Annotated in this window: 13 protein-coding genes; 4 read left to right on the forward strand and 9 right to left on the reverse strand. The window is 69.1% G+C overall.

Annotation, left to right across the window (positions count from 1 at the left end; genetic code table 11):
* Positions 1-271: 271 nt before the first annotated feature.
* Together ACVN9Z_RS10370 and ACVN9Z_RS10375 are read right to left on the reverse strand one after the other, a co-directional pair.
* Positions 272-1,252 (reverse strand): Bug family tripartite tricarboxylate transporter substrate binding protein, encoded by a 981-nt coding sequence (locus tag ACVN9Z_RS10370; protein WP_020925266.1) that lies wholly within the window; start codon positions 1,250-1,252, stop codon positions 272-274.
* 143 nt (positions 1,253-1,395) lie between these two features.
* Positions 1,396-2,238: an alpha/beta hydrolase gene (locus ACVN9Z_RS10375; protein WP_223203286.1), complete on the reverse strand. Its 843-nt coding sequence runs from the start codon at positions 2,236-2,238 to the stop codon at positions 1,396-1,398.
* Between the two features lie 83 nt (positions 2,239-2,321).
* Between ACVN9Z_RS10375 and ACVN9Z_RS10380 the strand changes: the two genes are divergently transcribed.
* The 3 genes from ACVN9Z_RS10380 (at position 2,322) to ACVN9Z_RS10390 (ending at position 5,239) form a co-directional block, all read left to right on the forward strand.
* Complete coding sequence (locus ACVN9Z_RS10380; protein ID WP_020925264.1) at positions 2,322-3,221, forward strand: LysR family transcriptional regulator; 900 nt, start codon at positions 2,322-2,324, stop codon at positions 3,219-3,221.
* Positions 3,222-3,409: 188 nt separating this feature from the next.
* The gene (locus ACVN9Z_RS10385; RefSeq protein ID WP_006388624.1) at positions 3,410-3,916 is read left to right on the forward strand and encodes a hypothetical protein; all 507 of its coding nucleotides are present in this window, start codon (positions 3,410-3,412) and stop codon (positions 3,914-3,916) included.
* A 129-nt stretch (positions 3,917-4,045) separates the two neighbouring features.
* Entirely contained in the window at positions 4,046-5,239 is a 1,194-nt protein-coding gene (locus tag ACVN9Z_RS10390) for an MFS transporter (RefSeq protein WP_006388625.1), read from the forward strand.
* Between the two features lie 72 nt (positions 5,240-5,311).
* Here the strand turns inward: ACVN9Z_RS10390 and gltX are convergent, their stop codons facing one another.
* Complete coding sequence (gltX, locus tag ACVN9Z_RS10395) at positions 5,312-6,718, reverse strand: glutamate--tRNA ligase (RefSeq protein WP_006388626.1); 1,407 nt, start codon at positions 6,716-6,718, stop codon at positions 5,312-5,314.
* A gap of 120 nt (positions 6,719-6,838) precedes the next feature.
* On the opposite strand from gltX, the gene ACVN9Z_RS10400 reads away from it, so the two are divergent.
* Positions 6,839-9,280 (forward strand): bifunctional acetate--CoA ligase family protein/GNAT family N-acetyltransferase, encoded by a 2,442-nt coding sequence (locus ACVN9Z_RS10400; protein ID WP_110059827.1) that lies wholly within the window; start codon positions 6,839-6,841, stop codon positions 9,278-9,280.
* 47 nt (positions 9,281-9,327) lie between these two features.
* Here ACVN9Z_RS10400 and ACVN9Z_RS10405 read toward each other — a convergent pair whose 3' ends face one another.
* The 6 genes from ACVN9Z_RS10405 to yjgA form a co-directional block, all read right to left on the reverse strand.
* On the reverse strand, positions 9,328-10,020 hold the full coding sequence (locus ACVN9Z_RS10405) for a cysteine hydrolase family protein (RefSeq protein WP_049071161.1): 693 nt from the start codon (positions 10,018-10,020) through the stop codon (positions 9,328-9,330).
* A 9-nt stretch (positions 10,021-10,029) separates the two neighbouring features.
* Positions 10,030-10,866, reverse strand: coding sequence for an ABC transporter permease (locus ACVN9Z_RS10410; protein WP_054448734.1), 837 nt, complete (start codon positions 10,864-10,866; stop codon positions 10,030-10,032).
* A 3-nt stretch (positions 10,867-10,869) separates the two neighbouring features.
* A complete protein-coding gene (locus tag ACVN9Z_RS10415) occupies positions 10,870-11,682 on the reverse strand; it encodes an ABC transporter ATP-binding protein (protein ID WP_070542922.1) in 813 nt (270 codons plus the stop codon).
* Positions 11,682-12,689, reverse strand: coding sequence for an ABC transporter substrate-binding protein (locus ACVN9Z_RS10420; RefSeq protein WP_070542919.1), 1,008 nt, complete (start codon positions 12,687-12,689; stop codon positions 11,682-11,684). Before ACVN9Z_RS10420 ends, ACVN9Z_RS10415 begins: the two co-directional genes overlap by 1 nt.
* A gap of 315 nt (positions 12,690-13,004) precedes the next feature.
* Positions 13,005-13,682: an alpha/beta hydrolase gene (locus ACVN9Z_RS10425; RefSeq protein WP_006388632.1), complete on the reverse strand. Its 678-nt coding sequence runs from the start codon at positions 13,680-13,682 to the stop codon at positions 13,005-13,007.
* A 15-nt stretch (positions 13,683-13,697) separates the two neighbouring features.
* Entirely contained in the window at positions 13,698-14,246 is a 549-nt protein-coding gene (yjgA, locus tag ACVN9Z_RS10430; RefSeq protein ID WP_020925259.1) for a ribosome biogenesis factor YjgA, read from the reverse strand.
* Positions 14,247-14,284: the final 38 nt, after the last annotated feature.

The following is a 14,284-nucleotide window of genomic DNA, read 5'->3' on the forward strand; positions in this document are numbered from 1 at the left end:
GGGGGGAGGGAGGATCTTGCGGGGTCGCCAAAAAAGCGGCCGCGCGGGCGGCTGCTTTTTGGCATTTGGGTGTCTTGCGTCGAGGCGGCGGACGCTGCGCGCTGCTGGAGAGAGGCGTTGCTCGGGGGGCAATGGCGCGGCGCGATCGTGATGGGAGGGGCTGGTGAATCCTGCGTCATCGCGCTTGATTCGATGGGCGCGATCTTTTGATGGTCTCTATATTGCGACGCCCTCTATATATAGAGGGCGTTTCTTTATTTGCAGTGGGCGGTTACTGCGGCTGGATGCCGGAGATCTTGATCCATTCCTTCCAGCGGGCGGTGTCTTCCTTGACGAAGGTGTCGAAGCGGGCGGTGTCCATGGCTTCGGGGGTCAGGCCGAGGGCGCGGAGTTTGTCGGCGGTGGCGGGGTCGTTGACGGCGGCCTGGGTGGCGGCGTTCATCTTGGCGACGATGTCGGGCGGGGTGCCGGCGGGGGCGGAGATGCCGAGCCAGCCGGCGACGACGAAGTCGGGGTAGTAGGTCGACATGGTGGGGACGTCGGGCCAGGCGGGGTGGCGCTGGGCGGCGGTGACGGCCAGGGGGGTGAGGCCCTTGCCGTCGATCTGGCCCATGGCGGTCAGGTAGTCGACGAAGGCGAAGCCGATCTGCTTGCCGCGCAGGTCGGTGATGATCTGGGTGATGTTCTTGTAGCCGGCGGCGCCGATGTTGATGCCGGCGCGTTGCTTGAAGAGTTCGGACGGCACTTGCGAGGACGAGCTGTAGTAGCCGAAGAAGACTTCGCCGGGATGCTTCCTGGCGTACTCCACCAGTTCCGGCACGGTGCGATAGGGGCTGTCGGGGGCGACGATGCCGACGGTGCCGAAGGTGCCGAGCATGCCGACCTGCGCGAAGTCCTTTTGCGCGTCGTAGGGCAGGCGCTTGTAGAGGAACTGGTTGGCGGCGTGGGTCGAGTTGGTGGACAAGAGGAAGGTGTAGCCGTCGGCGGCGGCGTTCCTGGCGGCGTTGGTGCCGACGATGCCGCCGGCGCCGGGGCGGTCTTCGACGATGACGGTCTGGCCGGTCTGCTTGCCCAGGAACTGGGCGAAGGTGCGGGCGGTGAGGTCGGCGGCGCCGCCGGCGGCGGATGGCACGATCAGCGTGATGGGTTTCTCGGGCCAGCCGGCGGCGTGCGTGGTGGCGGCCAGCAGCAGGCTGGCGGCGGCGAGCGCATGGCGCAGGAAGGCGCGGGGCGCGAGGGCGGTGAGGGTCATGCTTGTCTCCTGGGGCGGCGGTGGCGCCGTCATGTTCTATGGCTTGCGGGGTGTGTCATGGCGCGCTGAGCGCGGGCCGGGTGGATCTGCTTGGGGTTCGTTGGCGGATGTCGATGGTGTCCGGCGTGGGCGGCCGTCGCGGGTCAGCCGAACTGCTGGCGATACCAGTCGAGGATCGCGTCCGCGCCAACCTGCCATTGGTCGCCGTACATCATGCAATGGGGTTGTCCGGCGAGGACGGCGTGGGAAAAGCCGAACAGGCGCGCGATGGCGTGGTCCTGGCCGGGGGGATGGCGGTCGTGGGTGTCCAGGCCTGCCTCCAGGCACAGCCCGGGAGCGGCAATGGCGGCGGGGTCGACGGGCACGCGCAGCAGGTAGCGGTCGTTGAGCACGCGCGGGCTTTCCGGATTCAGGCGTTGGGTGACGGCGCTGACGTCGCGTGTTGGCGTGGTGGCCAGGAAGCGGGCGCGGATCTCGCTGGCGGCGGGCGCGGCGCGCACGGCGTCGGCGGGCACCGGCGGCAGGCCCATCGCGCCGGGCAGGTTGGCGGGCGGCGACGGCGCCATCAGCACCACGCCGGCAACGCGGCGTTGGCTGGCGGCCAGCAGCGCGGGCAGGGCGCCCATGCTGTGGCCCACCACGACGGTGGGCGCGTCCAGCAGGTCGAGCGCGCTGACGACGTCGGCGGCCAGGTCGGCGATGCCCGTGTCGACGAAGCCGGGCGGCTGCGGCAAGGGGCCGTGGCCGCGCAGGTCGATGGCGGCGCAGGCCAGGCCGGCGCGGGCGAAATGGTCCAGATAGTGCGCGTAGCACCAGGCGCCGTGATAGGCGCCGGGCACGAGCAGCAGGCCGGGCCTGCCGTTGGGCGCGGCGGCGGTCAGCAGCCGGCCCTGGCCGGCAGCGCGGGCGGGCAGCCGGTCGGCGAGGCTGAAGTCGAGCGGATCGACGGCCTGGGCGCGGGCGGGGGAGAGAGTCGCGGTAGTCATTGCGGCCATGTTAAGTGCCGCCCTATGATGAGAAAACTTTATTTTTCCTATGATTTGATAAGTTCATCAAATCAGGTGTTCCGATGCCCGCCTTGCCCGAACTTTCCATTGCGCACTACCGCCACTTCCTGCTGGTGGCCGAATTGCGCAGCTTTCGCGCCGCCGCCGCGCGCGCGTTCCGCTCGCAGCCGGCGCTGTCGCTGTCGATCCGCGAAATGGAGCAACGCCTGGGCCAGCCGCTGTTCGAGCGCGGCAATGGCAACGCGCTGACGCGTTTCGGCCAGGACTGCCTGCCGCTGGCGCGCGAGCTGGTCGAGCACCATGATCGCGTGGCCGGCACGTTGGCGGGGCTGGCCGGCAACGAGGCCGGCACCCTGACCATGGCCTCGGTGGCGACGGTCGCGATGCACTGGTTGCCCGAGCTGGTGGCGGCCTATCGCGAGCGCTATCCGGCGGTGGCGCTGCGCCTGTTCGACGACAACTCGGAGGGCGTGGAACGCATGGTGCTGGCGGGCGAGGTGGAACTGGGGGTGTGCAGCCCGGTGCTGCGCGACCGGCGGCTGGCGTTCGAGCCGCTGCTGCGCGACGCATTCGGGCTGGTCTGCCATCGCGGCCATCCCCTGGCGGGGCGCAAGTCCGTGACCTGGCGCGAGATCGCCGGGCTGCCGCTGGTGGGCACGGTGGCCCATCGCCAATTGGCGGACCATCCGCAGGCCGCATTCATGATGGAGCGCCAGGTGTTCGTGTCGAACATGATGTCGCTGTTGGCGATGCTGGAGCGCGGCGTGGGCGTGACGGTGCTGGCGCGGTTGGGGGTGCCGCCGGATTCGCCTGGTCTGGTTTTCGTGCCGCTGGCCCGGCCGCGCATCGAGCGCGAGCTGGGCATCACCCGGCTGGCTGGCCGCCACCTGTCGCCGGCCGCCGCGCGCATGGAGGAAATGCTGCGCGCCAAGGCCGCGCGCGGTGGTCGCAGTGTCGCTTGAAACCAACGCATTTTTGCGCGTTGAGGCCTTAAAACACGGGGTTTTCGACAAGGACTGTTGCGCAATTGCACACGCCACCGATCGTCGTTGATTCTTCACCAGCGCATCTTTAGAGTGCGTGATGTTTGCTGCGCGGGGGCGTGCCGGTTTGAGCGGCGCGGCGCGTCGACAGACGTGTTGAGGAAGTCATGAGCAGTGTGTATTTGCGTTCGGCGGGCGTGGCCTGCGCCCTTCTGATCCTGGCCGGCTGCGCCGCCCGGAAACCCGCCTCCATCACCGAGGCCCAGCCGGAGGGCCCGCCCAAGCCGGCCGCGTGCGTACCGGCGAAAAGCGGCGATCCCATGATAGGCACCTGGTATTCGAACTCCAGGCCGAAGGGCGTCAGCGGTGACTTCCAGGCGCTCACGGTGCTGTACGCCGACGGCCGCATGGCCTACGAAACCCAGCTGAAGATCGGCCGCAAGACGCGCCCGGCGCTGCGCGAGACCGGTTGCTGGAGCGTGGTGGACGGCGTCTACACGATGCAGACCACGCAATCGAACGGCGAGATCGTCGACGCCGCCGATCCGATCTACGTCAACCGCTACCGTGTCGAGAAAGTCGAGCAGGCCAAGCTGACGCTGCGGGAACTCAAGAGCGGCGGCCAGGTCGTTACCGCGCGCCGCATGCCGCAGGGCTACCGCCTGCCGTATTGATCCCGGTCCGGCCGGCCCGGCCGGCAACCCGACGTTGCGCCGGACGGACGGAATCCGCCGGCCGGCGTCGCCAAGCGGGCGCGCCTGCGGTAAGGTGCGGACTTCGTCCTCCATCCCCGCCGGCCTTCCATGCCCGCCCTCTCTTCCGAAGCGCGCGCCATCGCGCTGCTCGCCCTGGCCGCTTTCGTCAGCGCCAGCGCCTTTCGTATCTGTGATCCCATGTTGCCGCAGTTGGCCGCCGAGTTCGGCGCCACCACTGGCCAGGCCGCGCGCGCGGTGACCGCGTTCGCCGTGGCCTACGGCGTATTGCAGATGTTCTTCGGCCCGGTGGGCGACCGCTACGGCAAGTATCGCGTGGTCAGCGTGGCGACGTTTGCCTGCGCGCTGGGCAGCGCCGGCGCGTTCGTGGCCGAGTCGCTGGACGTGCTGGTGTTCTGCCGCGCCCTGTCGGGCGCGGCGGGGGCCGGCATCGTGCCGCTGTCGATGGCCTGGATCGGCGACACCGTGCCGTACGAAAGGCGCCAGGCGACGCTGGCGCGCTTCCTGACCGGGACCATCCTGGGCATGGCGGCCGGACAACTGGCCGGCGGCCTGTTCGCCGACACCCTGGGCTGGCGCTGGGCCTTCGCGGCGCTGGTGGTCGGCTACCTCGTGGTGGGCACGCTGCTGCAGCTGGAGGTGCGGCGCCAGCGCGCGCTGGGATTGGGCGTGGTCGACCCCAACGCGCCGCGCCAGGGCTTCGTGGCGCAGGCGCGGCTGGTGCTGGGCACGCCCTGGGCGCGGGTGGTGCTGGCCACGGTGTTCATCGAGGGCCTGCTGGTGTTCGGCGCCCTGGCGTTCGCGCCGTCGTACCTGCACGAACGCTTCGATATCTCGCTGACCGCAGCCGGCGCCCTGGTGGCGGTGTACGCCGTGGGCGGGCTGCTGTACACGGTGGTGGCGGGCCGCGTCCTCAAGCGCCTGGGCGAACGTGGCCTGGCGGTCGCGGGCGGGCTGGTGCTGGGCGTGGCGTTCCTGTCGTACCTGCTGGGGCCGGTGTGGTTGTGGAGCCTGCTGGCCAGCGTGCTGGCGGGCTTCGGCTACTACCTGCTGCACGCGACGCTGCAGACCAACGCCACCCAGATGGTGCCGTCGGCGCGCGGCACGGCGGTGGCCTGGTTCGCGTCCTGCCTCTTCATGGGGCAGGCGGCCGGTGTGGCGCTGGCCGGTTCGGTGGTGGACGAGGCCGGCGCGGCGGTGCTGTTCGGCGGCTCGGCCGTGTTGCTGCCGCTGCTGGGCGCGTTCTTCTCGCGGGCCTTGAAGGCGCGTCCCAAGGCCGCCTGATACACCCTCGCGCGATGAAAAAAGCCCCGAACGGCCAGGCCGGACGGGGCTTTTTCGTGGCCGGATGACCGTTCAGATCGCGGCCAGGCGCTGGAGCACGACGTCCTTGCCCAACAGGGCCAGCACCGCGTCCACCGCGGGCGTCTGGGTCTGGCCGGTGACGGCCACGCGCAGCGGAATCGCCAGTTGCGGCATTTTCAGGCCGCGATCGGCCAGCACGGCCTTGATCAGCGCCGAGATGGCCTCGCGGGTCCAGTCGGTGCCCTGGGCGCGCCGGGCGAAATCGGCCAACGCCTCGCGCGCGGCGGCGGTCAGGTGCTGCTCGACCAGTTCCGGCGCGGCCGGCTTGAAGGCGCCGCAGAACAGCATGGCGCCGTCGGCCAGCTGTTCCAGGGTCTCGGCACGGTCCTTGAGCAGGCCCATCACGCCCGGCAGGTCGATCTTTTCCGGATGGCCGCCGCGATGGGCGACGCGCGGCGCCACGCGTTCGGCCAGTTCGGCGTTGTCCATCTGCTTGATGTAGTGGGCGTTGACCCAGTTCAGCTTCTTCGGGTCCCACTGCGAGGCCGACTTGGACAGGTGGCGGGTGTCGAACCATTCCACCAGCTGGTCGCGGCTGAAGAGTTCGTCGTCGCCGTGGCTCCAGCCCAGGCGCGCCAGGTAGTTGATCATGGCCTCGGGCAGGTAGCCCTCGTTGTCGTACTCCATGACATTGACCGCGCCGTGGCGCTTGGACAGCTTTTCGCCGTCCGGGCCGAGGATCATGGGCACGTGGCCGTATTCGGGTAGGGTGGCGCCCAGCGCGCGCAGGATGTTGATCTGGCGCGGGGTGTTGTTGACGTGGTCATCGCCGCGCAGCACGTGGGTGATGCCCATGTCCCAGTCGTCCACCACCACGCAGAAGTTGTAGGTGGGGGTGCCGTCCGGGCGCGCGATGATCAGGTCGTCCAGCTCGGTGTTGTCGAAGCTGATGGGGCCCTTGACCATGTCGTTCCAGGCGGTGGCGCCGTCCTGGGGATTCTTGAAGCGCACCACCGGCTTGCGGCCTTCGGGCACCGGCGGCAGGGTCTTGCCGGGCTCGGGGCGCCAGGTGCCGTCATAACGCGGCTTGTCGCCGCGGGCGCGGGCGGCCTCGCGCATGGCCTCGACTTCCTCGGGCGAGCTGTAGCAGTGGTAGGCGGTGCCGGCGGCCAGCATCTGCGCCACCACTTCGCGGTAGCGGTCCATGCGCTGCATCTGGTAGAACGGGCCTTCGTCCGGCTGCATGCCGAGCCAGTCCATGCTGTCCAGGATGGCCTGCACCGCTTCCGGCGTGGAGCGTTCGACGTCCGTGTCTTCGATGCGCAGCACGAAGGTGCCCTTGTGGTGGCGCGCGAAGGCCCAGGAGAACAGCGCGGTGCGGGCGCCGCCCAGGTGCAGGAAGCCCGTGGGCGAAGGCGCGAAGCGGGTACGGATGGGGGAGGAGGCGTTGGAAGTCATAGGTGGCAATGATAGCGGCTGCGGCGCCGCGAATGCGGCGTCGGACTGGCCCGGATCAAGCGGACGGCGGGGTTGTCTTGTTACGATGGACGCTATTTTAGATTAGTGCCTGTTCCCGCCATGCTGCGACACGCTCTTGCCCCGATGTTCGAACCCGGTTCGCTGGTGATCGTCGCCGATCGGCCGCTGCCGGCGGCGGCTTCCCTGTCGCCCGCGCTCAAGGCGAAAACCACGGTGGTGGCCTGCGAAACCGGCGCCGCGCCCGATCTGCCGGACACGCTCCAGGGCCTGGCCGCGGGCGAGCGGCCCGACCTGGCCCTGGTTTGCGTTTCGCCCGCCGTGCTGCCCGAGACCCTGCGCCGGCTGTCCCCGCTGGCCCCGCGCTCGGTCATCCTGTTGCCGCACGAGCTGCCCGACCCGTATCCGCGCGGCACCCTGGCGCTGTGCCGCGCCTGGGCCGAGGAGAACCGCTGTGAACTGCTGGGGCCGCGCTCGTTCGGCGCCCAGCGCCCGCATGCCGGCCTGAACCTGAGCCAGCATCCGGTGCTGGCGCGCGCCGGCCGCGTGGCGCTGCTGGCGCAGTCGCGCTCCATCATGGCCGCCGTCATGGACTGGGCCGAGGACGTGCACATCGGTTTTTCCACCGCCGTGTCGCTGGGCGACGAGGCGGTGGTGGGCCTGTCCAAGGTGCTGGACTACCTGGCCAGCGACCCGCGCACCGACAGCATCGTGCTGTACCTGGAAGACGTCGGGCCGGCGCGCGAGTTCATGAGCACGCTGCGGGCCGCGGCCAGCGTCAAGCCGGTCATCGTGCTCAAGGCCGGCCGCGCCGACACCGACAGCGCCGATGCGATTTTCGACGCCGCCCTGCGCCGCGCCGGCGCGGTGCGGGTGCGCTACTTCGTGCAGCTGTTCTCGGCGGTCAAGGTGCTGGGCTACACGCGCCGGCCCAAGGGCCGGCGGGTGGCGCTGATCTCCAACGGCAGCGGGCCTCCGCAACTGGCCATGGACCTGATCGGCCCGGACGCGGCGGTGCTGCGCGCCGAGCTGGCGCCGGCCACGCAGCGCGCGCTGGCGGCGATGCTGGAGCCGGACGCGGCCAGCGCCAATCCTGTCATCACCTACGTGCCGCTGACGCCGGAACGCATCCGCGCCATCCTCGACGTGGTGCTGGACGACGCCGGCGTGGACGGCGTGCTGGTGCTGCTGGCGCCCGACGCGCTGGCCGACATGCCGGCGGTGGCGCGCGAGCTGGCGCTGATCGCGCCCAAGGCCAGAAAGCCCGTGGTCACCTGCTTCATGGGCGACGCCGGCATGCGGCCGCTGCGGCGCATGCTGGACGACGCCGGCACCTCGGCCTTCCGCACGCCCGAGTCCGCCGCCGACGCCTTCGGCGTGCTGGCCACGCACCACTACAACCAGCAACTGCTGTTGCAGACCCAGCCGCCCGAGCCGGCCACCCACGTGCCCGACCTGGCCGCCGCGCGCGAGATCCTGGCGCGGGTGCGGGCCGATTGCCGGCGCGAACTGAATACCTCCGAGGTCCGCGCGCTGCTGTCCCTGTTCTATGTCCCCTTGCGCGACATGCCGCTGGACGTGGCGGCGGCCGAACCGGAATCCCGCCCCATGGCGATCCGGGTACGGCGCGATCCGCAGTTCGGGCCGGTCATCCGCTTCGGCGCCGGCGGCCCGGACGCGGTGTTGTCGCAATCGGACCGCGGCATCGACCTGCCGCCGCTCAACGGCTTCCTGGCGCGCCAGATGATCGAGCGCAGCCGGCTGTGGCGCCGGGTGCTGGCGCCGCGCGTCGGCCACCTGGCCGCCGAGGCCTTGCAGCAGGCGCTGGTGCTGGTCTCGGAGATGGTGTCGGAGCTGCCGGACATCGAAACGCTCGACATCGACCCGCTGTATGCCGGCGAGACCCATCTGCGCGCCGGCGGCCTGCGCATGACGCTGGCCGAGAAGCCGGGCTGCGAAACGCCCCAGACCGCCGGCTATCCGCACATGGCGATTCACCCGTACCCGGCGCGCCTGGTGCAGGTGCGCCGCTTCGCCGATGGCATTCCGTGGGTGCTGCGGCCGATCCGCCCCGAGGACGGCCAGCCGCTGCAGGATTTCATCCGCGGCCTGTCGGAACGCTCGCGCTACATGCGCTTCGTGTCGATGATGCGCGAGCTGACGCCGCGCATGGTGTCGCGCTACACCCAGGTCGACTACCACCGCGAGCTGGCGCTGGTGGCCGCCACCCAGGTGCCCAACCCGGCCAACCGCGGCCATCCGCACGAAGTGCTGGTGGGGTTTGCGCACTACCTGCGCAACCCCGACGGGCGCGGCGCGGAATACGCGCTGGTGATCGGCGACGACTGGCAGCGGCGCGGCCTGGGCCGCCAGTTGATGACCGCGCTGATCGACGCGGCGCGCGAGCAGGGGCTGGAATACATCGACGGCCTGGTGCTGTCGACCAACCGGCCGATGCTGGCGCTGATGACCAGCCTGGGCTTCACCAACGATCCGGATCCGGAAGACCCGACCATGCGGCGGGTCTGGCTCAACCTGCGCTGAGCGCCGCGGCCGGCGCGTGCCCGCGCCCGGCCGTGGCCATGCCGGCTTCAGGCCGTCTTGCGCGCGGCCTGCGCCGGCCGCAGCCGCGTCGCCACTTCATCCACCGACAGCACGTCGCCGAAGAACAGCAGCCAGCCATGCAGGGCGTTTTCGTGTTCGGCCGGCGTCACCGCGGCCAGCGCGTCGTCCACCATGATGGTGCGGAAGTCGCGCATCATCGCGTCGCGCGCGGTCGATTCGCAACAGACGTTGGTGACCGTGCCGGCGATCAGCAGCGTGTCCACGCCGCGTCCGCGCAGCAGCGGCTCCAGTTCCGACGAGCCCGTGGCCATGGCGCTGTAGAAGCGCTTGGTGACGCGCAGGTCGCTGTCGGCCGGCCGCAGGTCCGGATGCAGCGCGAAACCCGGCGCATCGCGGCGCAGGGTTTCCAGGCGCCGGGCGCTGCGCTCGGGCGTCAGCATCACGCCATGGTGGTGCGACCAGAAGGCGTCGGCGTTGTCGGACGCGGTCTGCACCCAGACCACCGTGCCGCCGGCCGCGCGCACCGCGTCGCACAGGCGGTTGACCGGCGCGATGATGTCGCGCGCCGCGGCGCATTCGCCCTGGTAGCCGGGCAGCGTGAAGTACTGCTGCATGTCGATCACCACCACCGCGGTGCGGGCGCCGGGCAGGCTGTCGTAGGGATGCAGGCAGCCCTGGCGGGCGATGACGCGGTCCTGCACCCATTGCGGAATCTGCATGGCGGTTCCTTATCCGTAACGCCGCGCCACGGCGGCTTCGATGCGGTACACCACCAGGTACATGACGCTGGAGATCAGCGCCAGCATGGCGATGGCGGTCATGACGATGTTCAGCTTGAAGACCTGGCTGCCGTTCATGATGAGAAAGCCCAGGCCCGAGTCGGCCGACTGGAATTCGCCGACGATGACGCCCACCAGCGCCAGGCCGATGTTCATCTTCACCGCGGCGATCAGGGTCGGCACGCTGCCGGGTAGCACCACCTTGGTCAGCACCTGCCAGCGGCTGGCCCCGAAGGTGCGGGCCAGCTTGACCTTGTTCAGGTCGATGGCGCGAAAACCGGCGTACACCACCATGATGGTCACGAACACGGCGATTGCCACGGCCATGCCGTAGACCGCGTAGTCCGACCCCAGCCACAGGTAGAAGATCGGCACGAAGGCGATCTTGGGCATGGCATTGGCCACCACCAGGAACGGATCCAGCACCTTGTACAGGAAGTCCGACCACCACAGCGCGGCGGCGACGATGATGCCGATCACCATGCTGAGCGTGAAGCCCACCAGCGTGGCCGACAGCGTGGTGGCGATGTGGCGCGCCAGGTTGCCCTGGTTCCACAGTTCCAGGAAGGTCGGCCACAGCGCGCTCGGATAGCTGGTCAGCAGCGGGTTCAGGATGTGCATGCGCGGCAGGATCTCCCAGGCGCACAGGAACACCACCAGCAGCAGCGCCTGGGCGATGCGGATGTGGCGCCGGCGGGCGCGGTCGCGCCGCAGGTAGTCCAGGTACTTCTGGCTGGGCGCGGGCACGGCGCGCAGCGGCACGGTGTTGGCGATCGGTGCGTTCACGGCTCAACCCTCCACATGGACGTCCAGCTCGTCCCAGAGCTGTTTGAAGTAGGCATTGAATTCCGGCCGCGAGCGGGCCTGGAACGGCGTGGGGCGCGCGCTGTCGCCGTAGTGGATGCGGTACTGGCTCTTGAGCCGGCCGGGCCGGCGCGACAGCACGATGACGCGGTCGGTCATGGCGATGGCCTCGCCGATGTCGTGCGTCACCAGCACCACCGTCTTGCCCTCGCGCCGCAGGATGTCGACGACCTCGTCGGAGATCGCCAGCCGGGTCTGCGAATCGAGCGCCGAGAATGGCTCGTCCAGCAGGATCACGTCGGGCTCGGTCACCAGCGTGCGCGCCAGCGCGGCGCGCTGGCGCATGCCGCCCGACAACTGGCGCGGCGTGTGCGACAGGAACGCGCCCAGTCCGCACTTTTCCAGCAGGTGCACGGCCCGCGCCTCGCTGCGCGCATCGCGCCGGCCCTGGATCTCGGCGCCCAGCATGACGTTGTCCAGAATGGTGCGCCACTCGAAAAGATAATCCTGCTGCAGCATGTAGCCGATGCGCGGATTGGGTTCGGTGACCGCCTGGCCGTCGATCATCACCGTGCCCGAGGTCGGCGCGTGCAGGCCGGCGATCAGCGACAGCAGCGTGCTCTTGCCACAGCCGCTCTGGCCGATCAGGCTGACGAATTCGCCCGGCGCCAGCGCGAACGACACCTGCGACAGCGCTTCGGTCTCGCCTTCCGGCGTGAAGTAGCTCAGGCAGACATCGCGCAGTTCGATCTTGGCGGTGGCCGGGTCCGGCTTGAGGTTGTGGACGACGGCGCTCATCACGGCACCTTCCTGGCGAAGTCCGCCACCACCACATCCTCGTATTTGACCCGGGCGCCGTCCTTCATCACCGCGCTGGCGACCAGCATGTCCTGCAGCTGGTTCATGGCCTCGGCCGTCACCAGCGGCGTGGTCTTCCAGATCTGGTACTGCTTGTAGCGCTCGATCGCGTCGGTCACCGCGGCCGCATCCATGCCGGGGAAGTAGCTCATGATCTGCGGCGCCAGCGTGGCCGCGGGCGTGTCCTTCACGTACTTTTCCGCGCGCGCCACCACGTTGGTCCAGGCCTGGATCACCTTGGGGTTGTCGCGGATGTACTTGTCGGTGGCGGTGAAGACCGTGTAGTCCACCTGGCCGACCTCATGGCCGACCGAGGCCACGATGTAGCCCTTGCCGTTGCGCACCAGTTCGCCGGCCTCGGGTTCCAGGAAGATGCCGTACTCGCCCTGGCCCGCCATCCAGGCGCCGGCGCGGGCGGGGATGCCAATGTTGTTGAGCAGCTTGACGTCCTTCTGCGGGTCCAGGCCGTGCTTGCGCAGCGCGGTCTCCAGGAACACGATGGGGTTCGACCCGGGCCGAAAGCCGATCACCTCCTTGCCCTTGAGCATGCTCCAGTCGAACTTCTCGACCGGCTTGCGCGCCAGCAGGAAGAAGCCGTCGGTGGCGGTCAACCCGGCGAAGATCTTCGGCTTGACCGGCGATTCGCTGTTCTGCACGTAGATCGAGGCCTCGGGGCCGATCAGCACGATGTCGGCGCTGCCCGAGAGCAGGGCGGTCATGCCCTTGTCGGTGCCCTGCGAGGTCTTCATGGACACGTCCAGCCCGGCATCCTTGAAGTAGCCCTGCGACAGCGCGACGTACTTGGGCGCGTACAGGATCGAGCGCACCACCTCTTCGTAGCGCACCTTTACCGGGGGATTGAGGGCTTCGCCGTGGCTGGCGAACGGGGCGAGGACGGCGGCAAGCAGCGCCGCCGCTGCCAGGCGAGGCAATGGCAAGGGCTTCACGGGACTTTCTCCTGCGTCTGAATGCCTCGCCGAAACCCGGCGCGACACGGCCAATGGGATGGATCGACTGCAACAACAGGGAAGCCCGAGGCGATTGCGATCGGGCCGATACGGCTTGGATTGAATACTATATTCAACCTAGGCGAGCAGCAAGCGTTTTAGTATTGTCGTTTTTCTCTATGGACGAGCGAAGCCGCGCCCCGGAAAATTCGGGGCTGGAATACCACTTGGTATACAAAGCAGGGAATCCCCGTGCGAACGGCCCGGAGAATCCGGACCCGGGGGAGGGTGGCGGCGCGGCGCGCGCCGCCGGAGTTACACCAGCACCTGGTTCAGAAAGCGCGAGATGTCGGCCACTTCCTCGGCGCAGACCGAATGCGGCATGGGGTAGGTGTGCCAGCGCACGTCGTAGCCCAGCCGTTCCAGTTCGGCCCGCGAGGCCTCGGCGCGCGGCAGCGACACCACCGGGTCATACAGGCCGTGGGCCAGGAAGATGGGAGTGCGCTGGTTGGCGGGAGCGCGCTCGGCCTCGGCGCTGTCCAGCAGCGGCAGGTAGCCCGACAGGCCCATCATGCCGGCCAGCTTGTCCTGCAGACGCAGGCCGGTGTGCAGGGTCATGGCGCAGCCCTGCGAGAAGCCCGCCAGCACGATGTTCGAGGTCGGGATGCCGCGCGCGTTCTCGCGCGCGATCAGCTTGTGGATCGCGGCCTCCGAGGCGCGGATGCCCTTGGCGTCTTCCACCCGCACCAGATCCATCACCAGGATGTCGTACCAGGAACGCATCGCCATGCCATTGTTGATGGTGACGCGCTGCACGGGAGCGTTGGGAAATACGAAGCGCACGCCCAGGCCGGCCGGCAGGTCCAGTTCCGGCACGATGGGCGCGAAGTCGTTGCCGTCGGCGCCCAGGCCGTGCAGCCAGATCACGGCGTGCGTGGGATTGGAGGCGGTTTCGATCTCGATGCAATCGAGCAGGTCGGTGGGGGCGTTCATGGACGGCGGGCGCAATCAGTGGGTGAGGGTCTTGAGGGCCTGGAACAGGGCGCGATAGTGCTTCTTCTGCGGTTCCTGGCCTTGCAGCAGGACGGCGTTGGCTGCCTTTTCCTTGCGGGCGGCGCGAATCACCGCGCGTAGCTGCTGCACATCCGCTTGCGGATTGTCGTTCAGCAGCTTGGTCAGCGCGTCGTCGTCGTCGAGCAGGCGGTCGCGCAGGGTTTCCAGGCGGTGCATGGCCGCGGTTTCCTCGCGCGAGCCGTTTTCCCACACGTCGAGCTGGGCGCGGATCTCGTCGGCGGGGGCGTCGCGCATCAGCTTGCCCACGAAGTGGGTCTGGCGGCGGCGGCCTTCGCGGCTGGTGGTGCGCTGCGCCTCGCGGATCGCCTCGTAGAGGCGTTCGGCCAGGGGCAACTGCTTGAGGCGTTCGGGGGACAGTTCGATCAGCTGCTTGCCCAGGTCCAGCAGCGCGTGCATTTCACGCTTGACCTGGGACTTGCTGGGACGATCGTAGCCGTTCTCGTCGTAGCCGTCGGAGGATTCTTCTTCGATGTGGGAATTCATGGAAAACTGCGCAATGACAGACTTGGCTATGATAACCG

The organism is Achromobacter sp. KK8, from assembly GCF_054188005.1.

Excerpts from the sequence above, each read along its gene's own strand:
- ACVN9Z_RS10370 (WP_020925266.1), bottom strand. The coding sequence starts at position 1,252 with ATGACCCTCACCGCCCTCGCGCCCCGCGCCTTCCTGCGCCATGCGCTC.
- ACVN9Z_RS10375 (WP_223203286.1), bottom strand. The coding sequence starts at position 2,238 with ATGACTACCGCGACTCTCTCCCCCGCCCGCGCCCAGGCCGTCGATCCG.
- ACVN9Z_RS10380 (WP_020925264.1), top strand. The coding sequence starts at position 2,322 with ATGCCCGCCTTGCCCGAACTTTCCATTGCGCACTACCGCCACTTCCTG.
- ACVN9Z_RS10385 (WP_006388624.1), top strand. The coding sequence starts at position 3,410 with ATGAGCAGTGTGTATTTGCGTTCGGCGGGCGTGGCCTGCGCCCTTCTG.
- ACVN9Z_RS10390 (WP_006388625.1), top strand. The coding sequence starts at position 4,046 with ATGCCCGCCCTCTCTTCCGAAGCGCGCGCCATCGCGCTGCTCGCCCTG.
- gltX (WP_006388626.1), bottom strand. The coding sequence starts at position 6,718 with ATGACTTCCAACGCCTCCTCCCCCATCCGTACCCGCTTCGCGCCTTCG.
- ACVN9Z_RS10400 (WP_110059827.1), top strand. The coding sequence starts at position 6,839 with ATGCTGCGACACGCTCTTGCCCCGATGTTCGAACCCGGTTCGCTGGTG.
- ACVN9Z_RS10405 (WP_049071161.1), bottom strand. The coding sequence starts at position 10,020 with ATGCAGATTCCGCAATGGGTGCAGGACCGCGTCATCGCCCGCCAGGGC.
- ACVN9Z_RS10415 (WP_070542922.1), bottom strand. The coding sequence starts at position 11,682 with ATGAGCGCCGTCGTCCACAACCTCAAGCCGGACCCGGCCACCGCCAAG.
- ACVN9Z_RS10425 (WP_006388632.1), bottom strand. The coding sequence starts at position 13,682 with ATGAACGCCCCCACCGACCTGCTCGATTGCATCGAGATCGAAACCGCC.
- yjgA (WP_020925259.1), bottom strand. The coding sequence starts at position 14,246 with ATGAATTCCCACATCGAAGAAGAATCCTCCGACGGCTACGACGAGAAC.